The sequence below is a fragment of the Enterococcus sp. DIV0756 genome, assembly GCF_051710745.1.
Classification (GTDB): Bacteria; Bacillota; Bacilli; order Lactobacillales; family Enterococcaceae; genus Enterococcus_A.
The window spans coordinates 81,960-106,272 of the sequence record NZ_JBIOLF010000001.1 but is presented as its reverse complement, the minus strand read 5'-3'; the positions used below and the strand labels follow the sequence as shown (position 1 = coordinate 106,272).

Below are 24,313 nucleotides of genomic sequence, written 5' to 3'. Positions count from 1 at the left end.
AGAGTGCGAATTAATTACCTTCTACTTTCAGCGGATATTCATAGTCTGTGACGCGTATTTCATCAGTTAAAAATATCTTTCACATTTTATTATTTAATTAAACCTCATTAAATAATCACTTTATTTGTTTTATCACTTCCTTAAAGAACTAAATATAGTATCATTTAACTATACACATATTCTTGAATTATTATTTTTAAACTATAGATAGCAGGAGGAAAGAAAGATGAAAAAGCAGATTGGGATCAAGCTTGGAGTTACTTTTGCACTATTAGTTAGTTTTTTATTTTCTACACCGGTTCCACAGTATCAAGTAGAAGCCGCTAAAACAAAAACCGAAAAAAAGGTGTCGATCAAGCGAACGGCCAACAAGAAGGTCACCGTTACCGTCAAAAAATATATTGACGGCGATACAACACGGTTCAAACTGAAAAATGGTAAAAACGTTACAGCAAAATACTTACTGATTGATACACCTAACCTAAAAAAAGACAATCCTTACGCCAAAGAAGCCCATGATCGGACAAAAGAATTACTTAAAAATGCGAAAAAAATCCAGATCGAGTACGACAAAGGCAAGAAGCTTGATAGTAAAAAAAGAGAACTGGTGTATGTCTGGGCTGACGGTAAACTCGTTCAAGAAACGCTTGCCAGCGAAGGGTTGGGAGTGGTTCACAGCACCAAAGGTAAAAACACGAAGTATTTAAAAAAAATCAAAAAAGCGCAACAGCAGGCTCAAGAACAAAAGCAAAACATTTGGAGTATTGAAAACTACGCACAGGCTGACAAAGGCTACAATCAAACAGTAGCGGACGAATATAAAAAAGCTCGTGTAGAAGCACTAGCTGCTAAATATGCGGAAGAAGAACAGCAACGAAAAGAGCAAGCAGCAAAAGAAGCCGAGGAAAAACGCGCAGCGGAACAAGCGGAAGCTGCTAAAAAAGCCGAAGAGAAACGAATCGCTGACGAAGCCGAGGCCGCAAAAAAAGCCGAAGAACAGCGACTTGCTCAAGAAGCGGCAGCAGCACAGGCACAAGCGGAAGCTGCTGCACAAGCTCAGCAAGCAGCCCAAGCCCAGCAGGCAGCAGAACCGGCTCAAGGACAAACCGTTTATGTCACTCCAACAGGCAGTAAATACCACACCCATAAATGCGGCAATGGCACCTACTCGCCAGCTACCTTAGAAGAGGCACAAGCACGCGGATTAACCGCCTGCGCTAAATGCTACTGATCAAAAAAAGCGGAATGCCAAGTGTTTGGCATTCCGCTTCTCTGTATTCTCAGCTATCAAATACCTCAAAACCCATAGCAAGCTTTTATTGCGCTTGATCAATATTTATTCTGATTTCTGATTCGTGACTATTCGCATCGTACGCATCAGCCAAATAGTTGCCAGCAGTAATTTGGTAGGGATCGCTCTTCACTTGCTGCTGTCCTTCTTTAAAGGTCAAGCGGATCTCCATTCCTTGATGCCAGATCACATCCTTGATCTCTGCCTGTCCGTTTTGAATGGTGGCGACCTTTTTATCATCCAATAAAACCGTTGCACCATCATTAATTGAGAGGACTTTGAAAGAAATCTTGTGCAGACTAATAGCGACATGGCTGTCTGACTCAAAATCAGGATTATGATAGCGCACTAAATCTTGGGTGGAAACAGACTGTTCGTTGCCTAGTTTTCCTTTTACTTGATAGCTTCCTGGTGTTAGCGGCCCCCAAGTTGTTTGATAATTACGGCTCTTAACTGTCGCTAACTTTTTATCATCTAGCAACAGCTGTAGATTTGACTGATCCGCTGTGACGGTCAAATACACGGGGTGAATCACTAATTGATAGCGAGGAAATATTCCTAGGTAGCGCCCCTTTTGATGGAGCGAAAAATCTTCTAATCGTCCCGGATCATTTTTTAAATCCGTCAGAAAATCCGCGAAGTCAGCTTTATGGTCGCTCTCTTGATAATAGCTAATAAATTTCGTGAGCTCGGCAACGGAGACTGTATAATCAGGATCTTCTGAGGTAACTACTGAGGCAATTTTCTCAGGATCTTGCGTTTTAAAGGTCTGTGCTAAGCGATTTAACTGCTGCGGATAACTATAGTAGTAACGACCAAATAGGAGACCGCTTATCAAAAATACAGCCGCCAAAATAAAGCCGCGGACAGCTATTTTTCGATTCTCAGACAAGGCTTTTTTTATTTTACTCGTTGGATTGTCGAATGCTTTTAGCCGCTGACCGCAATTGGAACAGAAATCTTCGGTTGGTTGAATCGCTTCCCCACAATTAAAACAAAAACGATTGTCTTCATTGTTATTTTCAATCGTAGCAAACGGTCGTCCACATTCTTCGCAAAAGCGTGCATCCGCTAAATTTTCGTGAGCGCAATTAGGACAATTCTTCATGTGTCTCCTCCGGTTCTCTCAGTATCATTCTTAATCAATCGGTGCCTATTAATTGTAGCAAAAATAGTCTGAGAAGAGGGTTTATTTAATAAAACTTCACACTGATACAAAAAAAGTACTCTCTCATGTTGAGAAAGTACTAGTATTTCACTTAAACGATTGATGTTCCGCCATCAACAATGATGAACTGACCATTGGTATAACTGGATGCTTCGCTTGAAAAATAAAGGATCGTCCCATTCAATTCACCATGTTTTCCTGGACGACTCATCGGATTCATCGTATTGTACATGGTCAAGAAGTCATCCGACTTAAACAAGGTATCTTCCGTCATCTCGGATTCAAATAATCCTGGTCCAACAGCATTGGTGGTAATATTATGCTTTCCGTAGCTGGCTGCCATCCCTTTAGTAAGCCCGATAACTGCTGCTTTACTGGCATTGTAGGAATGACGAATAAAGACATCAGCCTTGTCAGCCATCACCGCATTGATTGATGCTACATTGACGATCTTGCCGTAGTTATTTTCGATCATGTGCTTAACAACGTATTTGCTGACTAAGAAGATTCCTTTGACGTTCACGTCCATTGATTTATCGAAATCTTCAACGGTCAAGGAATCTACCCCACCACGGACTGCGATTCCCGCATTGTTCAACAGAATGTCTAAATGACCAAAGTGGTCGTACGCTTGCTGAATACCCGCTTTGACATTTTCTTCATCCGTAACATCCATTTTGATCGCTAAAACATCGCGTCCCATTTTCTTGATCTCTTCTGCTAGCTCCTCTAAACGCTCCAGACGTCTAGCTAACAAAACTAAATCAGCCCCAGCTTCTGCGTACGCAATCGCTGCGTCACGACCTAACCCGCTGCTTGCACCAGTAACTACAGCAACTTTTCCATTCAAATCAAACATAAAACATTCCTCCCTTTTGATAACGCATTCATCGTTACTATCCTAACGGTACCTAAGTTGATAGGGGAATGTCAATAGTTTGTGAAAAAACACTGCTCCCGCTTATGATAAAGTGCGATTTCTAGATGCAAAAACTTCTTTAGCGCTTGTGATTGCATTTAAAACTCGGGGAAATCCCACATACGGAATGCAGTGGGTAAAGATCTCAATGATTTCCTCTTCTGTGAGGCCGACATTCAACGAGCCATTGATATGAACCATTAATTGACTTTTCGTATCTCCTTGGGTTAGCAAACTAGTGATTGTGACGATCTCCCGTTCACGGAAAGATAAGGTATCACTGTTGTAGATATCGCCAAAGGCAAACTCCAAAATATAACGACCTACCTCTGGTGCAATCGTTTCGAGACTCTCAATCACCCGTTCCCCAGCTTCCCCATCGATTTCCTTCAAATTTTTGATTCCTTGTTCCAATCTTTTATCACTCATAGCAGTTCCTGCCTCCTTTATGGTAAAGTACTTTGAACCTCTCATGACTAAATTCACGAGATTCTTGGGAATGGAGCAGACTTGCGAACGGATTTCTTTGCCCGCAGCGGTGTCTCTTATTGACCAAGCTATCCCCGTAGTTCCTACGGTTCTTGAGTTTATTTAGGCCAATGTTTGTAATCGTAATCCTTCAGCCAAAATATTTTTACTAGCATTGATGTCGCGATCATGATGCGCATGACAAGCAGGACAAGTCCATTCTCTAATTTCGAGTGACTTCTTGCCGTCCTTGTGTCCACATTTTGAACAAAGCTGACTGGACGGAAACCATTTATCTACTTTGATGATCTCGCGTCCATACCATTCAGCTTTGTACTGTAATTTACTTACAAAACTAGACCAAGAGACATCCGCAATACTTTTAGCTAGCTTATGATTTTTCAACATACATTTCGTACTTAAGTCTTCGATACAGATAATATCGTGATTTTTGATAATCTCTGTACTCAACTTATTCAGAAAGTCCGTGCGTTGATTGATTACTTTTTCGTGCAATCGAGCGACTTTTTTCTTTTGCTTTTGATAGTTTTTCGCTTCAAATAGTTCTTTTCCTGCTTTTTTTGCGTTTAATGCTCGGCGAGATAATTTTCGTTGTTCCCGTTTGAATTTCTCCTCCATTTTGGACGTGAATCGATTATTATCGATTTTTTGACCATTAGAAAGAATCGCAAAATCAGTGATGCCTAAATCAATTCCGATTTCTAAGTCCGTTTCAGGCAATTCTGGGATTTCTTCTTCACAAAGGATTGAGACAAAAAATTTTCCACTTGGATTTTTCCGAATGGTTGCGTTTAAAATCCGTCCATTGAGTTCTCGACTTTTCGCAAATTTAATAAGTCCTAACTTCGGTAATTTGATGACATTCTCAATAATCGTAATACTATTATTCACATTTTTCGTCGTATAACTTTGAACGGGCTTCTTTTTACTTTTGACTCGCGGTCGGTTCGTTTGTTTCTTAAAAAAACGGGAAAAGGAATCAGAAAGATTTTTGATCGAGGATTGAAGCGCAATGCTATCGACTTCCTTTAGCCAACTCGTTGCTTCATTCTTTTTCATCTGAGGCAACATGGCAGAGCAAGAATTATAGGTCAACCCTTTGCCATTTTTAGAATATACTTCGTTCCAAAGAGCCAAGAAATGGTTATAGACAAAACGAACACATCCAATCGTTTTAATAATCAAAACCTCTTGGTCGGCGTTGGGGTAGATTCTAAATTTGTAGGCTTTGTGTCGCAGCATGGTATTCACCTCAATCTGTCGAAATTTTTTACATTGAATCCGCTTCCATGATTTTAACATAGGTATACGCTAAATTTGAATATGTCGGTCGTTTAACATAGCTAAAGCTATGCCACGACCGAAGCCGATTCATCTGCACGACTAAAGTCGCGAGTGTTCTCGGCTAATTCATAAAAAAACTGGACAAAGAAGGAGAATTTCGATGTACAAAATTAGTGAAGTTGCCAAGATAACTGGCTTTAGTATCCCCACCCTGCGCTATTATGAGGAGCTGGGAATCAGCGCTCCTGCTAAAAATAAAAGCGGCTATCGTGAATACAGCGAAGCAGACATTGAATGGCTCCGCTTCATTCAGCGCTTAAAACAAACCGGAATGGCGCTAGAGACGATCAAAAAATATTCAGAACTGCGCAGCCAAGGGAACCAGACGATCGAAAAACGTATGAAGCTTTTGGCGACCCAAAAAAAACGGCTATTGTCAGAAAGACGAAAAATCGATGACCATTTAGCCTTTTTAGAAACAAAGCAGACGACCTATAAGCAAATGCTCGCTGATAGAGAGCAATAATCTGCTAGAAACTATAGTTTCAAAATCGCCAGCAAATAAACCACAGCCATTCATACCTGCCACCTATTATCGCCCCTAAAAGCGCGATCCTGATAACCTTTAGAAAATTACTAAAAGGCTGAGAATCATTCCTCAGTCTTTTTTGTTTGGAAGTCTCATTTCAGCTAGTGTCTTAGCCCCTCCCCTTCATTCTCTTCAAAATACTTCCTATAGGCATACCAACTCACTTTAAAAAATAGCATTTATAAAAACAACTTGCATTTGTGTTCCTTTTCACCTAAACTTTACAATTAGAGAGAATGAGAATCATTATCAATTATTAAAAGGGGTGAGTGATTGAAAAAAATAGGAATTCTTCTTGTCTTATTATTGTTAAGCGCTCTCTCTCTGTTTATTGGCGTAAAAGATTTGATGCTGCAAGCTTTATTTCAAGGAAATTCAGAACAATGGCTAATCCTTGCTACCACTCGTATCCCGCGGACTGTCAGCTTAATTTTAGCGGGCGCAACAATGAGTATTTGCGGACTGATCATGCAGCAGCTTACACAAAATAAATTCGTTTCACCGACTACTGCCGGTACTATGGACAGTGCCCGATTAGGGATCTTAGTTGTTATGCTCTTTTTACCTAACGCCTCGACCACCATCCGGACGTTGGCTGCCTTTGTTTTTGCTTTTCTTGGCACAATGGTTTTCTTAGGGTTAAGCCGGCTGCTTCCAACAAAAGATCCCATTTTCCTGCCTCTATTAGGGGTGATGTTTGGAAATATTGTTGGGTCGGTCGCAACTTTTTTTGCTTACCAGTTTCAATTGATCCAAAATATGTCCTCTTGGCTGCAGGGAAATTTTTCTTTAGTCGCAAAAGGAAGCTATGAGCTGCTCTATCTAACGATTCCGCTATTTTTTATTATTTATCTATTTGCCTATTACTTCACAATTGTCGGCTTAGGCGAAGATGTTGCCATCAATCTGGGAGTCAATTATCGGCTGATCCAAACACTTGGGATCGGGCTAGTTGCTGCCGCCAGCGGCTTGGTCTTGATCATGGTAGGTACCGTTCCTTTTCTCGGCGTGATTGTACCAAATATTGTTTCTCTGATTTATGGTGATCATGTAAAGAAGAATCTATGGCTTACCGCATTAAGCGGCAGTCTCTTTTTAATGGCCTGTGACATTCTTTCCCGAATTGTCATCCCACCTTATGAAGTGCCGGTCAGTTTGACTGTCGGGATTTTAGGTAGCTTGATCTTTATCTACTTATTGGTGAGGAGGAAACGCACGTGAAACTTTCTCTACCTAAAAAAGAGCTGCTGCTGATTGGGCTCACGATCCTCGCACTAATTTTATGCGGACTCTATTTGACTTATAATACTTACGGCAATTTCCAATTTGCTTGGATGCTGCGCGGTAAAAAAGTTGCCGCCTTTTTGCTTGTTGCACTTGCGACGGGAATGGCGACCGTCAGCTTTCAAACCCTGACCCAAAATCATTTTTTAACACCGAATATTTTAGGGTTGGATTCCTTATATGTGCTGATTCAAACACTGCTGTTCTTCTTTTTAGGCGGTGTCAACATGCTGTCACAGGAACAGACCTCGACCTTTTTGATCAGCATTCTTTTAATGGCGTTATTAAGTCTGCTTTTGGCTAACGTTCTGTTGAAGCGGCAGCAAAACAATCTGTTTATTCTGCTGATGCTGGGGATGATCTTCGGTACCTTATTCAGCAGTACGAGTAATTTCTTACAGGTAATGATGGACCCGAATGAGTACGATTTGCTGCAAGGCCGACTGTTTGCCAGCTTCGGCAATATCAATACGACCCATTTAAGTTTGGCAGCCGGAATCATCCTGCTAGGCTCTAGCATCCTAATGGCGGTCAATCGCTATTTGGATGTCCTGCATTTAGGAGGCGACCAAGCAACGAATCTTGGGATATCACTAAATAAGTTTCAGATTTTGGTTCTATTTTTAGTCAGTCTCTTAACCGGAACGGCAACCGCATTAGTCGGGCCGATCACCTTTTTAGGGTTTATTGTTGCAAATATCAGTTATCAACTTATGCCAACCTATCGTCACAGCTATTTATTCCCTACCACGATTTTACTGGGGATCATCTTTTTAGTTGGGAGTCAGTTTTTAGTCGAGCAGGTTTTTCAATTAAAAACGACCGTAAGTGTGGTAACCCAATTCATCGGCGGCCTGTACTTTATTTGGAAAATCATTTATGAAAGGAGACGACAACGATGATCGATCTAAAGGATGTATCAAAAAATTACGGTGCGAAAAAGGTGATAACCGAAGTCTGCTTGCCGATCGAGGAAGAAAAACTGACGGCCTTTATCGGACCAAACGGCGCTGGTAAAAGTACCTTATTATCTATGATCAGCCGTTTGATCTCAATCGATGCTGGGCAAATCTATCTTGATCACAATGAGGTCAAGGCGTGGCGCTCCAATGAGCTGTCGCAGAAATTATCGATCCTAAAGCAAAGCAACGGTGTTAATCTGCGAATCACGGTTCGTGAGCTTGTCAGTTTTGGCCGCTTCCCCTATTCAAAAGGCCGGCTGACTAGTGAAGATCAAGACTTGATTGATTATGCCTTAGAAAAGCTCGGATTGGTCGAAATGGCTGATGAGATGATCGATACGTTATCTGGCGGTCAATTGCAGCGGGCCTATATTGCGATGATCTTAGCGCAGGATACCGATTATATTCTGTTGGATGAGCCGTTGAATAATCTAGATATGAACCACTCCGTCCAGCTAATGAAGACCTTGCGGCGCTTGGTTGAAGAAGAGCATAAAACCATACTGTTAGTGATTCACGATATTAACTTTGCGGCGACTTACGCCGATGAGATCGTTGCGATGAAAAACGGTGAAATTTTTGCCCATGGGACGATGGAGGAAATGATCCAGCCCCGGGTACTGAATACCTTATACGAAATGGAAATAAAAATCTGCGAATTAGACGGCAAACGCTTTTGTATGTATTTCAATTAAAATCAGTAATTAGCCTTAAAAAGGCTTTAATATAAATTAGGAGGATACAGAAATGAAAAAATATCTTGTTGGCTTATCTATGGTATTACTTGGTGTAGGCTTGGTCGGCTGCGGTTCGACAAATAATGAGGCAAGCAGCGATTCGACGGGAAAGGCCGCCACAAGCAGTACAACCAAAGCGGAAACCCTCGAGGTTAATGATTCTAATGGAAAAGTGACCGTACCGAAGAATCCTAAAAAGGTAGTCGTTTTCGATAATGGCTCTTTGGATACCTTGGATGCATTAGGTGTAGGCGATAAAGTCATAGGCGCGGCAACGGACAACCTGCCCGCTTACTTAGAGGACTATAAAAAGGTAGAATCCGCTGGCGGCATTAAAGAACCGGATTTAGAAAAAATCAATCAAATGAAACCAGATTTGATCATTATTTCTGGTCGTCAAAGTGATTTTCTCGATCAATTGAAGGAAATTGCCCCAACCATGTATCTAGCAGTCGACACCTCCGATACCTGGAATTCCATCAAGCAAAATGTTGAAACCTTGGGACAAATCTTCGGTAAAGAAAAAGCCGCTAAAAAGCAATTGAACGCGCTTGAAACCAGCATCAAAGAAACCAAAGACAAAGCAGCAGAGAGCAAGGATAAAGCCTTAACCGTACTTGTTAACGAAGGACAATTGTCTACCTATGGAAAAGATTCACGCTTCGGGATTGTTTACGATACCTTCGGCTTTACAGAAGCCGACGATGCCATCAAAGCCTCTACACATGGTCAAAGCGTCTCTTATGAATATGTCCTAGACAAAAATCCAGATGTACTGTTTGTCGTTGATCGGACAAAAGCAATTGGTGGCGATGACAGCAACAATGCTGTTGCTGACAACGAACTAGTCGCTCAAACAACTGCCGGCAAAGACAAAAAAGTCATTTCATTACAGCCAGATGTTTGGTACCTAAGCGGCGGCGGGTTAGAATCCGTTAAAATGATGCTTGAGGATGTCAACAAAGCATTTGAATAATCAGAACTCGCTCAGCTTTTGAGCACCAGGTAGGTACTGTTCCACATCAGCTCTGCAAGTAGTCGCTGTGTCTCAGCAATAAGACCAAACTATTTCTAAATTGCCAAGAAACACAGCGATCGAAGAGAACTGATGTTGATTGGTACCTACTCGGTGCTTCTCAAATTTCGAAATATTTTTGCTTATTGTCGATATGCTAGTTCGGCTTAATGGAATTTAGCAGCAACTGTATGCGTAGCTTGCGTAGAAAAGCTAGTTCGTGAAGCCGGACATGGATAAACCTATTGTATAGCGATTTATTTCATGTGAAAATTTTATACGTTCCTTATAGTGCGCGAAAAGCCTTGATTGAACGAATCAAGGCTTTTTTCATTAGCTGTAGGACCTGATTACAGATCTTCCAATCCATCTTTATCTAGCAAAACGATTCGCCGTTTTTCACGGTGGATCAGCTGCAGCTTTTCTAATCGTTTAAATTTCCTAGAAAGTGTTTCTGGCGTCGTTCCTAAGAACAAAGCCAATTCCTTCATTTTCATTGGTAACGTGAATGTCTCAGCTTCCGCAACCTTTGCCAAATCCAATAGATAAGTCGCTAGACGCTCTTCTACTTTTTCCATCATCAAGAACTGCGTCTGCTGCTCAGTTTTGACCATTTTTGCCGCATTGATCTCTAACAGCTTCAGGCTTAATTGCGGATAGTCCAGTAACAATTTAGAAAAATCTTGTTTTTTCAGAATACAAACTTCCGTAGGTTCCAAAGCTTCTCCGAACAACACCTCATTTTGCACACCAAACAATTGATTTTCACCTTCGTAGCCGCCAGGCGCTACCACACGCAGAACTTGCTCCTTACCATTTGGTGAAAGCTGATACACTTTTATATTTCCGCGAGCCACAATGACCAGCTGTTCTTCTCCATCTGGTGTAAAGACCTGTTCCCCTTTATCAACGACCCGATGCTTGACCAGTGCATGAATCTTTTTTTGATCCGCTAGCTCAAGATGATTAAACAATGGGACTAAAGATACACATAGATGTTCTTGATGCATGGAGACCCTCCTCAGTTTGTATGATGACTATCAGCTATTCGTCTTCATCTTCTTCAATTTCCTCGTTCACGTCATTTCCTAAATAACGCTGCCAAATCAACAATTGGTGCTTGATCCAAGTATAAAGCTTTTTCAGAAATTCAGCTAAACCGAATTTCCCTTCCTTTTCTGCCAACACGATTCCGCGAGTAATAAATAAATTTTGAGTAGACAGATCAGCGACCAGCTCATTAAGGATGGCCTCCGCCTCTTCATATTTCAACTGACCGCTTTCTTTGATCATGGCATAGTTCGTAAATTCCTCTAACGTCGTGGGAATAAGCTCTCCTTCATCTAATACCAAGCGGCTCAATTCGTCAAACAACTGATCCGCTTCTTCGATCATCGTTTTTAGTCTAGGTTCAGCAAAACCACGCGCTGCGCCTTTCAAATAGTAATTGGTTTGGCGCAATTTTACGCGATGGATAAATAAATTGGATAAAATATGACTGATCATCGCACCAGCTGTGGGTGTATGGTGATCCGCTTCATTTTTCACTTGTTCTGCTTGATACCTTTCTTCTGCATTCATTTCATGCTAGCTCCTTTACTTTCATTGCTTCTACTTCGTACCCTAAATCTTCAATAACTTTTTTCAAAGCCGCTGGACTCGTCTGCTCAGACTGAATATCTGCCTTGACTTTGCTAGCGTTAAATAGAACTTTTACCCTATCAACCCCATTTTGCTGACCTACCGCATGCTCGATTTTTTGCATACATGATGGACACGTTAAGGTGCCTAATTGAATAATGACTCGTTTCATGGTTGTTTCCTCCTCATTTCTATTGATACCCCTATTCTACTGAGTCCTGTCGCAGAACAAATTGATTTCTATCAAGTTTTGAACTTTTTGTGTGATAAGAAAGCAAACGCATTCCGTTGAGGATGACGACTAAGATACTTAGTTCATGGAAAAACATCCCGCTAGCCATATAGACATAACCAAAAATCAAACCTACTAATAAAAACAAAACCGTCCCGATCGCAATCGCGATATTCTCCTTCATATTCAATACCGTCTTTTTCGTCAGCCGATACGCATGGACTAGATTTTCAAATTTCGATTGAATCAATACGACATCTGAGGTTTCCACCGCCACATCTGTTCCGCCGCCCATGGCAATGCCGATATCGGCTAATGCAATCGAAGGACTGTCATTGATCCCATCGCCAACAAAGGCAACAACCGCTCCTTCTTCTTGCAATTGACGGATAAAAGCTGATTTTTCTTCAGGCAGCAGTTCTCCATGGATTTCAGATAAGGCCAATTCTTTCCCAACGATTTCAGCTGTCGTTTGATTATCACCTGACAACATAATCAGCCGCTGAATGCCCTTTTGCTTTAGCCCATCGAGTGTCTCCGCGACTCCTGAACGAAGTTGATCTTTGATCCCGATCACTTGTACTACTTGATTTTCTGCCGCTACGAAAACAATTGAATTCCCTTGCATCTGTAATTGCTTCACATCAGCCTCCACGACAGTCGGAAGCGAAATTCTCTGCTCCTGCATTAACGCCTTGTTCCCGATCATTAACTGAACACCATCGGCTGTTGCGCTCATTCCTTTACCCTTTAAAACCACTGTATTCGTCACTTTGATCTCTGCTATTTTTGCCTTGTCCTTTACATACGCAACAATTGCCTTGCCTAGTGGATGATCAGATTCACTTTCGATGGCGGCCGCCAAGCTTAAATAATCATGGGCTTGATGACCATAAGCCTTTGTAAAAGCCACACTAGGTTTTCCATTGGTCAAAGTTCCGGTCTTATCAAAAACCATCGTATCCACGCGGCTAAATGTATTCATTACTTCACTGCCCTTGATCAAAATACCATGCTTCGCACCATTCCCGATTCCGGCGACATTAGATACTGGTACTCCGATAATCAATGCTCCTGGACAGCCAAGAACCAGGATTGTGATTGCTAAACGAACATCTCGTGTCAGTATTCCGACGATCGCAGCTAAAACTAAAATAAGCGGAGTGTAATACTTGGCAAAGCGATCAATAAAGCGTTCTGCCAGCGATTTGCTGTCTTGTGCTTCTTCCACCAGTTCGATAATTTTCCCAAACGTTGTCTCTTCACCTACCCGACGAGCTTCGATTTTAAGGGTGCCGTTTTCCAAGATTGTTCCGGCAAATACCTGATCCGCATTTTCTTTGAAGACAGGGCTGGATTCACCGGTAATATTCGCTTCATTAAGATAGCCCGTCCCTTCCATCACCAGTCCATCCACCGGGACCTGTGCCCCAGTTTTGACTAACAGACGATCCCCGACCGCCACTTCTTCAATAGCAACTTCTTGTGCATCATTTCCTACCAGCTTCCAAGCTGTCGCAGGAGCCAGCTTTACTAGTTTTTGAATGGCTGAACGCGTACGCTCTAACGTTTTTTGCTCAAGTAAATGGCCTAGCAAAAACAGAAAGGTCACGATCGCTGATTCGTTGTATTCGCCAATAATGAATGCCCCCACCACCGCAATGGTGACTAACAAATCAATACTGACAACCTTCACCTTCGCTGCTTGATATGCTTGAATCGCGATTGGCGCTGCCCCCAAAATCGATGCAAGCGCCATTCCGATATCGTAGACCGCCACTTGATGAAACAGAACTTTCGCAGCAATTGCTGCTGCAATAAAGAAACCACTGACGAACGTAATTGCTTTTTTGTGTGCGACTATTTTTTTCTGATACATCATTTTTCTCACTCCTCTTCTTTTCACTATTAGTTTACAAAGATCACTGTAAGAAATAATTGATGAGTATCAAGAAAATAAAAAAAGATCGACCGCAATAACCAGCGATCGACCTTGTACTATTAAGTTAATGCAAAATACAATGGAGCCAATTCCTCCAAAGCCTGAGCCGTCGTCTCGACGATATTCGGGATGGTTGTCGTTTTAAAGAATAATTTTCCCAATTGGAAGGTGCGTCCCTGCATCGCACGCATCAGTTTCTCTGGTTGCATATCGTCAGATAGAAACGCTGACAAAGGCAGATGGTCATCCAACTCATGTTCGACTTGCGGCCAAATATAGTAATCCTTGATATCTATCCCTTTACTCCATTGTCCTAACGTTGTCAGCAATTGATTATACGCTGCTAAACTTCCGCTCCGTTCATCACTTTTATAGTGCTGAAACATCAAATACACTTGAAACTGCTTTTTATTTAACAAAACAGCCAAACAGGCATTCTGATGCGGATGATTTGGATCACGATATGCACTCCAAAAATGATTCCGTAAATTCCAGCCGTTGGTCCAGCTTTCGATTTTAGGTTTTTCCATATGAAATGACTCCGGCAATGTGCTTGCCACTGTCTGTTGCAGTCTTTTCCATTTTTGCCAATGGTCTTTGTACTGGCGCTTTATTTCTTCGACCTCTTCGACTGTATACCGTTCCTTCAATTGCTTGAAGGCAAAAAATTCATGATCAAACAGATCCAGATCATCAATTGTTACTTCCATGACTTCGCCTCTCTTCACTAAATCGTCCTTATTCTAACCATTCAGAGACTTTTATTCAAATAAAATCCATTGATAAAAAAGACACCTTCCCAATTTGAGAAAGTGTCGTTAAATTAGTAAATCAACTAGTCGTTAATGGCTTCGATGCCTTGCTGCTTCATTTTTTCTACATGAGCCAGCATTGTTTGCAGCTGCTCCTCAGAATGTCCAGTCCATTCTGTTACCTCGTCGATGATTTTTATCGGCTGACGAGTACGATAAGAACGGGTGGGATTCCCAGGAAATTTCTTATCCGTTACATTCGGATCATCCTCAAAATCTCCAGTTGGCTCCACTTGATAGATTCGCTGCGGGCTGTCACCTAAGGCCAGTTCGGCTCCCCAGATCGCTGCCTCCAGCGTCGCAGAGAAATAAACAAAATTGGCCTTCACTTGTTTGCCATAGTTTGATTTTTTTCCAGCCTCTAGTAAATCTCCAACCTGTAAATCAGCTTTTGTTCCATGGTAAAACGGTCCTTTATCCAATCTAGCTTCCATCGAATCACTCCATCGTCTTTTTTCTGTAACCGAGCAGTATAGCAAGAAAAACTTGGTGTGTAAACTTATTCAGTCGGCTTTACTTCCGATAGCTGTTGGGCAAATTGCCACGTCTCGCCATTATCAGAAGAACGATACAGGCACGCAAACATTTTCCCCTGATCAATTCCCGCCTTTTTTAATAAATAGAATTTCGTTTCTAGTTGATTGGTACTGACCTGTGTCACCTCGTTGGGGGTTTGGAAAAGATCCAATCCACCGGTCTGATAATCCGCGGGAATCGTCACGACCGCTTCTTTGAAGGAGCTGCCGCTATTATTGGTGTAGTATAGGTTCTCCCGAGTAGAAACAAAGCCCAGCGTCGGATTGACAAAGCTAACATTTTGAACCGGTTGATTAATGGTTGTCCCATTGCTTCTAGACCACGTTTTGCCAAAATCATTCGTTTGGAAGATTTCTAATCCTTCCGAAGAGACCTCTGGTGAAGCATTGGAATAAACCAGTACACCGCTGCCATCAGCGAAAAACTGCGCCTTGCGATAACGAATCCTCTGAGCATTTTCTGAGACGAGGGATTTTTGCCATGTCTTGCCTTGATCGTGGGAAGATAAGAAAGACAACTCTTTTTCGTTATCCGAATAAATAAACCAAGAAAAATCTGGCGCAATATTATAGGTTTTATCCATCCAATAGCCCAGCGGAATCTCGCCGCTAGTTAACAAATAGCTGCCAGAGCGCATCCATTCTGGTTTCAGCGGTACAAATGACCAAGTACTTCCACTATCGGTCGTCATATATAGCTCATGGGTTTCATTATTCAAATCCAATTGATTGGCCTGATTCGTCCGCTTTTCTGGTGCCGTTCCCTGCTGGACTATCAGATCATCGCTCGAAAGTGGTGCGGCTTCGCTTGATACTGTGGACTTCGCTGGTTCTGAGTGACCACCATAAAGATTTTGATGACGATTCAGCCCATCATACGTAAATACCCCGGCTGCTCCTAGAAAAAGCAGGCTGATCATCAGAAGTACCCATTTCTGATTTACTTCCTGTGCTTTTGGAAAGGTCATTGGCAGTCGCTCTGCTTCTTCAGTGATCACAAATAATTGAACGGTAGAAAAGCCCCAAAACTCTTGATAATTGCCCAAATAGATCGTCGCGCCGTCGAAGGTCGTCGTTAATTCAATACATTCTGTTTTTAATAAACGAATCACGGGTTTTCGCTTTTCTTCCGCTAAGTAATAAGCCTCCTGATCTTGATAGACGACCGGGTATTTCGCGGCTTTTTTCACCTGTCGTTCCAAAAATCGTTGGAACGAACGGCGCAGCGTGATTCCTTGAATCGTATTTACCATGAAAAAGAACACCACTGCAAGCACACTAAGCAGTCCCAGCACGAGGGAGAAATGATAAAATCCCCGTACCCAATAGCCGCTGTCGATCGAGCGTACACGCATTTCTAACTGTTGATAGACAAAGCTGCCAATCCCAAAAAACAGCACACTTGCAACTATTAAAAATAAAAAGGCAGACACCAGATTTTTTTGGCGATTTTCTTTTGCTCGCTTGTATATCGGCTCTGCCGCAGAAAGCAATTCAATGATTAATAATTCTTGATCCATCCTGTCTCCTATCCGTACATTCTTTTTGTTATTATCCGCCAAAAAGCATCGGCTGAATAGCTAGTTTCAGTGAATTTAAAAAAAGCCCTAGAGATTTCTCTCTAAGACTTCTTCAAACCAACTGCAACTTCGTGCATTCCTTTACGGATGTAAGTGAAGCCCGAATAAAGCACTACTGCGATCACGACCCAGGTCAATACGTTCATATTTAAACCTGTAACAAAACGCGTGGCAACAATCACTCCAATGATTCCGCCGATCGTAATGCCAAGGCTGACCTTGCGTGAATAATCACCTGATTTAATAAAGTTTGTTCCGGCAACCGGCATCAAACCAGCACAAGAGGCCATCATGATAGGAAAAGCAACTAGTGGACTCAAGCCAAGCATATAAACCATCGCCATACATGGTGCGTATAAGCCAACACCAATCGTCATTAACGCACCTAAAATGAAGTTTCCGACAATACCGATGATTAATTTGATCCCAGTCAAGCTGGTCAAATGATTGCCTGTTCCTAATAAATCAAGTAGACCTAATTGTTTCAAAGCCATCAAGGCCGCAGTGATAATCAAGGCAATCCCCATATAAAACTGCACTTTTTTCTCAGGCAGCTTGCTGACGGTTTTAGAACCAACATACGAACCGACGATTGCTGCGAGAACTAATGAAAATAAGGTCAACGGTGCTACTTTGACAACTGTAATAAAAATAAATGCTTCAATAATAACTGGAACTGTGTGAGAAACGTTCAATGTTCCCGGTAATTGGCGGTCATTGTCCAATTGCTTCGTTGTTTCCAACAGCATCGTCGTTGGCGCGAAGCTTCCGATCCCTAACGTATCCATCGCGTCAGTAATAAAACCAATCACACCAGAAACAAGGAAGTTTCCGCCGCCCCAATTTCCCCGTGCAGCGATCAAATCGCGAACAAAATAAAAAAGATAGTAAACCAATAGGACGCCTAACAGTCCCAACAAAATTTGTACCATAAATACTCTCCTCTAAAAAATAATCAATGAAAGCTCTTTTTCCTCTTAAGATAATACAACAATTCACAAGAATTTTGACTTAAATTAAATAACAGTTTGATGATATTCGTCCCATAAACATCCAATGATTCAACGACGTGGCAATTAAAACCGTTTGAAGCCAAAAAAATAACCTTCAATCGCTTGAAGGTCACTCACTCAATACAAAATAATTATTTTCCGGATCAGCGAAATTAAATAGCCGTTTTCCGCCTTGCTCCATCAGCGGATTCACGTTCGGGCTAAGCTTTTGCAGCCGCTCATGATAGCTGTCTAAGTCGGTCACCTTCAGCAGTAACGAAGGAACATTATCAACGACTTCCGGCGAAACCTCTTCAATAAATTTACGATCAAACAAAACCAGATGCACTGACTCAAATAATTCTACCGTTACCTGTAGAGAGTCGTCCGGCATCGTTTGCTGCGAAATAATTTTCCCGTCTAATCCTTCCTGCCAAAAAGCCGCGGCTCCCGCGACATCATTGACATACAACATGATCTCGATTGCCTTAAGCATTTTTCTCCACCACTTCCTTGAGACGGAAACGAACCATCTCAGTAATTAACTCCCGCGGCAGCTCTTCCGTATAGGGAATCTGCAAAGCCCCTTTTGAGGTTTTATAGTCCTTCAACTGTTCCTCGAAGGCTGTCATCGCGCTAGGTGTTGGATAAAAACCAAGATGCTTCTTCATGGCTCCAAAGTGAACCAAATTTTCCGTTAAGTAAAACGTCGGCATCCCGTAAGAGATTTTTTCAGTCGCTTCTGCCGGAACCATTTCCTTGATAAGTTGATAAATTTCTTTCAGCATTGGTTGCTGAGCTTTTTCAGCATCGTGGATGTATTCTTCAATCGGTGACATCGCTTCACGCCCTTTTTTCTTTTTAGTCTAGCGGAAAACGTTGAAAAGGTATACAAACTTGCTTTACTCGTCCTTCAATAAATCGCCTAAAGAAAAGCCGTCGAAGGTCTCGCCATCATAGTATTTCAATAACTGCTCCGGTGTTAATAAGGATGAAGTCATTTCTTCCTCTTTATCTTCAGCCTGGTTCAAGACCGCATATTCCTGATATTGTTCTGCTAACTGGCGGTACATCGCCTTTTTCGAAGGTCCTTCCCCGGTAATAAAAGGCAGTTCCTTGATATGTCCGCGATAAAGCGGCAGATTTTCTACCCATTCAATCGGCTGTTCTACGACGGTCAAATGAACGTCGTCAAAAAGTTCTTCATACATTAGTTTTCTTCCTTTCGCATTTTTCGGTACTGACGCGGGGTGACGCCTTCAACCTGCTTAAAGCGTTTATAGAAAAAGGCTTTGTCCTTATAACCCAATCCTTCGACGATCGTTTGGATAGTCAGATCCGTTTGCTCCAAATAACTTTTACAGCGGTCGATTCTTCGCAATAAAACAATCTCCGTAAAGGAGTGTCCCGTTTTTTCCTTCAGCATGCTGGATAAATAATTGGGATGAAAATGGAATTTGCCGGCAACCTCCTCTAAGGTCACCTGCTCCAAGCGAGCATCGATGTATGCCAATATTTCCTCCGTCAGTTGCCCATTCGAGACAACACTGTCCTTTGCGATCAATCGCTCCGGTGCGGCTTGACTAATTTCGACGATCAACAGAACAAACGCCGATTTAGTCACTTTATTATTGAAATAAGCCATTTTGACGACTTGCTTTAACAGCAGCAGAGCGTAAAAATGCACATCGGTCGCTTCCGCAAAATCATAAACCAAAAAACGGGAAATGCAAATAAATTCATCACTCAACGCTTCTACAAAAAAACGATACAGCAAAGGCTCTTCAAAAAACTGACCCAATAGCGATTCCGTAAAATAGCTCGGTTTGAAATAAAAAGCAATCACCTCAGCTTCCAGCTCTCCGCGATAAGAAAGCTGTGCAGCACCATTCGCTATGATCAGTCCGCCCGTATTCAACTGCTTTTCTTCTTCATCGATTTTAAACGATACCGTCCCCTTCATCACATACAGCATGCGAATAAAATCAGTCGGAACTGCGATCTGCTCACTCGTCTCTTTCGTCACAAAGGCCGCAATTTCTCGTTGCGGATTCTCCGCAAAACGTTGGACCTCAGCCAGCATTTGCTCCTCATAACCAAGGTAGCAATCCAATGTTTTCAAAAATTGATAAAAACTGGCATACTGTGCTACCGATACATCCATTTCTCCACCACCTTAGAATCAAACACTTTCTTCTTTATCTACACTATTTCAAACAAGCGCGCTAAAGCTTATAATTTCTTTATTGATTGTACCACGAATGTGAAATTTAGACATTTGATTCAAACACTTTATATGTGTCACATCGTAGTTGAAGGAGAGATATTCCCTCATTACTATTAGAAAAGGAGATTTTACTATGAAAATTGGTTTTATTGGTGCCGGTAATATGGCATCTGCGATCGTTGAAGGCATCGTTCAAAAGGGCTTCAGCAAGCCAGAGGATCTTTACTTATATGATATTTCAACAGAAAAGGTACAAGCCTTTGCTGAAAAAGTTGGCGCTCACGCATTGAACGATCCACAAGAAGTCATCCAAACAGTCGATACGCTGATTTTGGCAGTCAAACCGAATGTCATAAAAGGCGTATTGTTAGAAGCGAAAGAGGCCATTCTTAAAAACGATCCATTGATCGTCTCTATCGCTGCCGGAACGAGCACGGAAGCCATCTACGAGGTGTTTGAAACCGATCAGCCGATCCGAATCGTTCGAGTGATGCCGAATATGAACGCGATGGTCGGTGAAGGTGCCGCAGCTGTATGCGGAAATCCGAATGCGACGAAAGAAGATGTTGCAGCGATCATTGATTTGTTTCAGGCCGTCGGTAAAGCATGGGCGTTGGAAGAAAAATATTTCTCCATCTTCACAGCAATCGCCGGAAGCTCGCCAGCCTATACCTTCTTATTCATCGATTCCATTGCCCGGGCCGCAGTAAAAAATGGCCTGCCAAAGGACATCGCTTTGGAAATGGCGACCCAAGCCGTTTTAGGCAGCGCTGAAACCTTGGCCCACAGTCAGGAAAATCCTTGGACACTGATCGACCGTGTCAGCTCGCCGGGTGGAACGACGGTAGCGGGAATCGTCGAATTAGAGGACAATGCCTTTATCTCGACAGTGATTAAAGGCATTGATGCTACGATTCGCAAAGATGAAGAGTTAGGGAAAAAATAGCAAAAAAAAGTTATGCCGAAGAAAAATGGCATAACTTTTCTTTTACATATGAATCGGCATTCCCAGCCCGACTTCGCAGGCGTCCATCACCATCTCAGATAGTGTCGGATGCCCATGGATCGTTAGTGAAATATCTTCCAAGGTTAAATAAGATTCAATCGCTAAGGTGATCTCAGCCACTAGATCACTCGCATTGACACCGACGATCTGAGCACCTAAGACCAACTCTGTTTCGGCTTCAAAGACCAGACGGACAAAGCCTTCCATCGCATTTAAGGATAACGCCCGACCATTTGCCTGCATCGGGAAGTTCGCTGTCTTGGCTTTAATTCCTTCTGCTTTAGCCTCTGCCAACGTGTATCCCACAGTCGCCACTTCGGGATCGGTGAAGCAGATTGCTGGAATCGCCCGATAATCTTTGGCAACATTTTTCCCGCGGATGACTTCTGCCGCGACCTTCGCTTCATAGCTGGCTTTATGGGCTAACGCTAAGCCCTCAACAATATCACCAATAGCAAAAATATTTTTTTGCGACGTTCGGTATTGTTCATCCACCTTGACCAAATTTCTCTCCGTTAATTTGACTCCAGCTTTGTCTAGCCCTAGATTTTCGGTATTCGGTCTGCGGCCAACTGTTACCATCACGTAGTCTGCTTCGATCGTTTGCGTTTTGCCTTTGACTTCAAATTCTACTGCCACACCATTTGCCGTTTCAACAGCTTTTTTAGCTTTCGCATTTGTAAAGACTTCTACGCCATTTTGTTTGAAACGTTTCGCAACTAACTCAGAAATATCACTTTCAAAATTCGGGACTATATTCGGACTGCCTTCAATGATCGTGACTTCCGAGCCCAGATTGCGATAGGCGCCGCCAAGCTCCGATCCGACGATCCCGCCGCCGATAATGATCAGTTTCTTCGGAATCTCTTTTAGGTTCAATCCGCCAGTGGAATCCAGCACCCGATCGGCAAACGTAAAGCCGGGAATTTCGATTGGACGACTACCAGTTGCCACGATTGCGTGTTTGAATTCCAGTTTTTCTTCGCCATTTTTCGTAGCGATCGTCATACTTTGTGGACCAGTAAATTGCGCCCGCCCCATAATCACATCGGCACCGTTTTTCTTTAATAGCATGCCAACACCAGAGGTCAGTGTCTTCACGACCTGCTGATCCTTCCACTGCTGTGTCTTCGTAAAGTCCAGCTGCGCTTCCTTGACACTCAAGCCTAGAAAATCAGAATGCTGTGCTTCTTGATAGCGATGACCTGCAGTGATCAGGGCCTTCGAAGGAATACATCCGACATTCAAACACACACCGCCAATATGCTCTGCTTCTACTACCGTCACCTTTTGTCCTAATTGTGCCGCCCGAATGGCTGCTACGTACCCACCAGGTCCTGCGCCAATCACGACTGTATCTGTTTTTTTCGTCATATTTGCAAGCCCCCTATAGCAACAAGCTCATTGGATTTTCTAACAACTCAACAATCATACTTAAGAATGCTGCGGCTGGTGCGCCGTCTGCTACTCGATGGTCAAAGGACAGACAAAGATTCAACGCTGTGATCGTTGCTACCTGTGGTCCTTCTGGCGTATCTTCAACGACAAGCTTCTCGTAGCTTCCACCAACACCTAAAATCGCCACTTCTGGCAAGTTGATGATTGGGTTAAAGGTTTGTACCTTACTGCGACCTAACGAACTGATCGTAAAGGTTCCACCGCTCATTTCCGCTGGCATCAATTGTCCTTCACGAGCTTTCTTCGTCACAGCCTTGACCGCTGCCGTCAGATCGCTCAAGCCCATTTGACTGGCTTGCTCTACGACCGGCACTACTAATCCTGCGTCCACGGCCACTGCAACGCCCAGATTGACCTGATCAAATTGTTTGATCCCGTCCTCATAGGCATGAGCATTGAATTCAGGATACGCTTTCAATGCGACCATCGCAGCTTTTGCAATGATTTCCAAGAAGGACAGTCGTTGATCGGTACGTTCCTCTACCATTGGCAATAATTGCTTCCTCAGTTCGATTACTTTAGTTAAATCCACTTCGGCATTCATCGTGACATGCGGAATCGTCTGTTTGCTCTCTGACATCTTGTCTGCAATCGCTTTACGCATACCGCTCCAAGGAATCAGCTCGCTTTCTGTCGCTGCTGCTTTTGGTGTTGTAGCTGTCGCTGGTTCTTGATATTCCTTCACGTCCATTGCTTGAATTCGCCCTTTCGGACCAGACCCCTGAACCTTTTGCAGATCAATGCCCTTTTCTCGTGCGATCCGACGCGCGGCCGGTGTTGCTCGAACCTTAGTCGTTGCAACGGCGGTTTCATTTACTGGTTCCGCCACCGCTTCGGCAGCCTTTTCAGCTTCCTCTTCAACTGCCGCTTCGGCTTCACCGCTTGGCATTTCTGCGGGAACGTCTTCCCCGGCTTCACCGATGTAGGCGATCACAGAGTTCACTGGTGCACTCTCCCCGTCGCCGATATATTTTTTGAGTAAAACCCCTTCATCATAAGCTTCCACTTCGATCGCGATTTTATCGGTCATCACTTCAAAAATCGCTTCCCCGATTTCCACGGAATCGCCTTCATTTTTCAGCCAAGTCGTGATCGTTCCGACATCCATTGTGGAACTTAACTTCGGCATCAATACTTCATTCGCCATTTTCCAGTCCCCCCTATGCCATTAATCCACGACAAGCGTCAACAATATCTTCTACTTGCGGTACTGCTTTTTTCTCAAGCTCTGGATGATACGGCATCGGAATTTCTTTGCCGGCTAAACGAATGATCGGCGCATCTAAGAAATCAAAACACTCTTCTTCCGCGATCACACTGGCTAATTCCGCACTGAATCCACTGCGCTTCACAGCTTCCGTCACGACAACGGCTTTCCCGGTCTTAACTACTGAGTCGATGATCGTTTGTTTATCTAACGGTACCAATGTCCGTGGATCAACCACTTCTATTTGGATGCCTTCTTCTGCTAAAATATCAGCGGCTTCTAAGGCTTTGTGTACCATGATGCCTGTTGCTACAACGGAAATGTCGGAGCCTTCACGTTTAATGTCCGCTACACCGATCGGAATCGTGTATTTGCCTTCTGGTACATCAGAACTCGTTCGGTAGCACAGCTTATGTTCATAGAACATCACCGGATTATTGTCTTCGATCGCCGCATGCAATAACCCCTTTGCGTCATAGGCAGTCGCTGGTTGAATGACCTTTAGGCCCGGTACATGCGCTGTCCAGTTTTCCAAGCTTTGCGAGTGCTGCGCGGCCGCACCTGTTCCTGAACCGCCAGGCGTACGCATCACTAGTGGAATCCGAGCTTTTCCGCCATACATGTAACGAATCTTTGCCGCCTGATTGACGATCTGATCCAAGGCAATCGTAATAAAATCTGAAAACTGAATCTCAAAAATCGGACGCATCCCGGTCATTGCCGAACCAACAGCCGCACCTGCAATCACTGATTCAGAGATTGGTGTCGAACGTACTCGCTCCTCACCAAATTCTTCCACCATGCCGCGGCTGACCCCGAAAGCGCCACCATAAACACCGATGTCTTCGCCTAGCATGAAAATATCTTGATCTTCCCGCATCGCTTCAGACATTGCTTCTCTGACTGCTTCCGCGTAAGTGATTTCTCTCATCTTTTGCTCCT

The 24,313-nt window shown here is 43.0% G+C and carries 26 protein-coding genes; 7 read left to right on the top strand and 19 right to left on the bottom strand.

Translation table 11 applies throughout. The annotated features are described in order from the left end of the window. Nucleotides 1–226: 226 nt before the first annotated feature. Entirely contained in the window at nt 227–1,231 is a 1,005-nt protein-coding gene (locus tag IGI44_RS00530) for a thermonuclease family protein (protein WP_438785818.1), read from the top strand. Between the two features lie 85 nt (nt 1,232–1,316). Here the strand turns inward: IGI44_RS00530 and IGI44_RS00525 are convergent, their stop codons facing one another. The 4 genes from IGI44_RS00525 to tnpB form a co-directional block, all read right to left on the bottom strand. Beyond that, nucleotides 1,317–2,399, bottom strand: coding sequence for a zinc-ribbon domain-containing protein (locus IGI44_RS00525; RefSeq protein WP_438785817.1), 1,083 nt, complete (start codon nt 2,397–2,399; stop codon nt 1,317–1,319). A gap of 151 nt (nt 2,400–2,550) precedes the next feature. Next, nucleotides 2,551–3,318: an SDR family NAD(P)-dependent oxidoreductase gene (locus IGI44_RS00520; protein ID WP_438785816.1), complete on the bottom strand. Its 768-nt coding sequence runs from the start codon at nt 3,316–3,318 to the stop codon at nt 2,551–2,553. A gap of 102 nt (nt 3,319–3,420) precedes the next feature. Continuing rightward, nucleotides 3,421–3,807, bottom strand: a complete 387-nt coding sequence (locus tag IGI44_RS00515) for a carboxymuconolactone decarboxylase family protein (protein ID WP_438785815.1) — start codon at nt 3,805–3,807, stop codon at nt 3,421–3,423. Between the two features lie 162 nt (nt 3,808–3,969). After that, nucleotides 3,970–5,109: an IS200/IS605 family element RNA-guided endonuclease TnpB gene (tnpB, locus tag IGI44_RS00510; RefSeq protein WP_438785814.1), complete on the bottom strand. Its 1,140-nt coding sequence runs from the start codon at nt 5,107–5,109 to the stop codon at nt 3,970–3,972. A 202-nt stretch (nt 5,110–5,311) separates the two neighbouring features. Here tnpB and IGI44_RS00505 point away from each other — a divergent pair, with 202 nt between their 5' ends. The 5 genes from IGI44_RS00505 to IGI44_RS00485 all read left to right on the top strand — a co-directional run bounded on the left by IGI44_RS00505 (nt 5,312) and on the right by IGI44_RS00485 (nt 9,699). After that, a complete protein-coding gene (locus IGI44_RS00505; RefSeq protein WP_438785813.1) occupies nt 5,312–5,677 on the top strand; it encodes a MerR family transcriptional regulator in 366 nt (121 codons plus the stop codon). 336 nt (nt 5,678–6,013) lie between these two features. After that, complete coding sequence (locus IGI44_RS00500; RefSeq protein ID WP_438785812.1) at nt 6,014–6,961, top strand: ABC transporter permease; 948 nt, start codon at nt 6,014–6,016, stop codon at nt 6,959–6,961. Further along, nucleotides 6,958–7,926, top strand: a complete 969-nt coding sequence (locus IGI44_RS00495) for an iron chelate uptake ABC transporter family permease subunit (RefSeq protein WP_438785811.1) — start codon at nt 6,958–6,960, stop codon at nt 7,924–7,926. The genes IGI44_RS00500 and IGI44_RS00495 overlap by 4 nt, the downstream gene beginning before the upstream one ends. Next, complete coding sequence (locus IGI44_RS00490) at nt 7,923–8,681, top strand: iron ABC transporter ATP-binding protein (RefSeq protein WP_438785810.1); 759 nt, start codon at nt 7,923–7,925, stop codon at nt 8,679–8,681. The genes IGI44_RS00495 and IGI44_RS00490 overlap by 4 nt, the downstream gene beginning before the upstream one ends. Before the next feature lie 52 nt (nt 8,682–8,733). After that, nucleotides 8,734–9,699: a siderophore ABC transporter substrate-binding protein gene (locus IGI44_RS00485; RefSeq protein WP_438785809.1), complete on the top strand. Its 966-nt coding sequence runs from the start codon at nt 8,734–8,736 to the stop codon at nt 9,697–9,699. Between the two features lie 389 nt (nt 9,700–10,088). Here IGI44_RS00485 and IGI44_RS00480 read toward each other — a convergent pair whose 3' ends face one another. The 12 genes from IGI44_RS00480 to IGI44_RS00425 all read right to left on the bottom strand — a co-directional run bounded on the left by IGI44_RS00480 (nt 10,089) and on the right by IGI44_RS00425 (nt 19,637). Next, nucleotides 10,089–10,748 carry a Crp/Fnr family transcriptional regulator gene (locus IGI44_RS00480; protein WP_438785808.1) on the bottom strand — a complete coding sequence of 220 codons (660 nt, stop codon included), beginning with the start codon at nt 10,746–10,748 and terminating at the stop codon, nt 10,089–10,091. 34 nt (nt 10,749–10,782) lie between these two features. Continuing rightward, on the bottom strand, nt 10,783–11,319 hold the full coding sequence (locus IGI44_RS00475) for a ferritin-like domain-containing protein (protein ID WP_438785807.1): 537 nt from the start codon (nt 11,317–11,319) through the stop codon (nt 10,783–10,785). A gap of 1 nt (nt 11,320) precedes the next feature. Next, nucleotides 11,321–11,551, bottom strand: a complete 231-nt coding sequence (locus tag IGI44_RS00470; protein WP_438785806.1) for a heavy-metal-associated domain-containing protein — start codon at nt 11,549–11,551, stop codon at nt 11,321–11,323. Nucleotides 11,552–11,582: 31 nt separating this feature from the next. Further along, on the bottom strand, nt 11,583–13,493 hold the full coding sequence (locus IGI44_RS00465) for a heavy metal translocating P-type ATPase (RefSeq protein WP_438785805.1): 1,911 nt from the start codon (nt 13,491–13,493) through the stop codon (nt 11,583–11,585). Nucleotides 13,494–13,612: 119 nt separating this feature from the next. Beyond that, on the bottom strand, nt 13,613–14,263 hold the full coding sequence (locus tag IGI44_RS00460) for an HI_0552 family protein (RefSeq protein WP_438785804.1): 651 nt from the start codon (nt 14,261–14,263) through the stop codon (nt 13,613–13,615). A gap of 125 nt (nt 14,264–14,388) precedes the next feature. After that, on the bottom strand, nt 14,389–14,799 hold the full coding sequence (arr, locus tag IGI44_RS00455; protein WP_438785803.1) for an NAD(+)--rifampin ADP-ribosyltransferase: 411 nt from the start codon (nt 14,797–14,799) through the stop codon (nt 14,389–14,391). Between the two features lie 65 nt (nt 14,800–14,864). Further along, nucleotides 14,865–16,421: a hypothetical protein gene (locus IGI44_RS00450; protein ID WP_438785802.1), complete on the bottom strand. Its 1,557-nt coding sequence runs from the start codon at nt 16,419–16,421 to the stop codon at nt 14,865–14,867. A gap of 101 nt (nt 16,422–16,522) precedes the next feature. Further along, on the bottom strand, nt 16,523–17,413 hold the full coding sequence (locus IGI44_RS00445) for a sulfite exporter TauE/SafE family protein (protein WP_438785801.1): 891 nt from the start codon (nt 17,411–17,413) through the stop codon (nt 16,523–16,525). 190 nt (nt 17,414–17,603) lie between these two features. Further along, on the bottom strand, nt 17,604–17,969 hold the full coding sequence (locus tag IGI44_RS00440) for a VOC family protein (RefSeq protein ID WP_438785800.1): 366 nt from the start codon (nt 17,967–17,969) through the stop codon (nt 17,604–17,606). Continuing rightward, nucleotides 17,962–18,312, bottom strand: a complete 351-nt coding sequence (locus IGI44_RS00435) for an iron chaperone (protein WP_438785799.1) — start codon at nt 18,310–18,312, stop codon at nt 17,962–17,964. The genes IGI44_RS00440 and IGI44_RS00435 overlap by 8 nt, the downstream gene beginning before the upstream one ends. Nucleotides 18,313–18,375: 63 nt before the next feature. Then, complete coding sequence (locus IGI44_RS00430) at nt 18,376–18,684, bottom strand: hypothetical protein (RefSeq protein ID WP_438785798.1); 309 nt, start codon at nt 18,682–18,684, stop codon at nt 18,376–18,378. Then, nucleotides 18,684–19,637, bottom strand: a complete 954-nt coding sequence (locus IGI44_RS00425; RefSeq protein WP_438785797.1) for a helix-turn-helix transcriptional regulator — start codon at nt 19,635–19,637, stop codon at nt 18,684–18,686. Before IGI44_RS00425 ends, IGI44_RS00430 begins: the two co-directional genes overlap by 1 nt. Nucleotides 19,638–19,833: 196 nt before the next feature. Here IGI44_RS00425 and proC point away from each other — a divergent pair, with 196 nt between their 5' ends. Beyond that, the gene (gene proC, locus IGI44_RS00420) at nt 19,834–20,646 is read left to right on the top strand and encodes a pyrroline-5-carboxylate reductase (RefSeq protein WP_438785796.1); all 813 of its coding nucleotides are present in this window, start codon (nt 19,834–19,836) and stop codon (nt 20,644–20,646) included. A gap of 42 nt (nt 20,647–20,688) precedes the next feature. Here proC and lpdA read toward each other — a convergent pair whose 3' ends face one another. The 3 genes from lpdA to IGI44_RS00405 are packed head-to-tail and all read right to left on the bottom strand — an operon-like array spanning nt 20,689 to nt 24,302. Continuing rightward, entirely contained in the window at nt 20,689–22,080 is a 1,392-nt protein-coding gene (gene lpdA, locus IGI44_RS00415) for a dihydrolipoyl dehydrogenase (protein ID WP_438785795.1), read from the bottom strand. Nucleotides 22,081–22,093: 13 nt separating this feature from the next. Continuing rightward, the gene (locus IGI44_RS00410; RefSeq protein WP_438785794.1) at nt 22,094–23,311 is read right to left on the bottom strand and encodes a dihydrolipoamide acetyltransferase family protein; all 1,218 of its coding nucleotides are present in this window, start codon (nt 23,309–23,311) and stop codon (nt 22,094–22,096) included. A gap of 13 nt (nt 23,312–23,324) precedes the next feature. Beyond that, entirely contained in the window at nt 23,325–24,302 is a 978-nt protein-coding gene (locus IGI44_RS00405) for an alpha-ketoacid dehydrogenase subunit beta (protein ID WP_216406329.1), read from the bottom strand. Between the last annotated feature and the right edge of the window lie 11 nt (nt 24,303–24,313).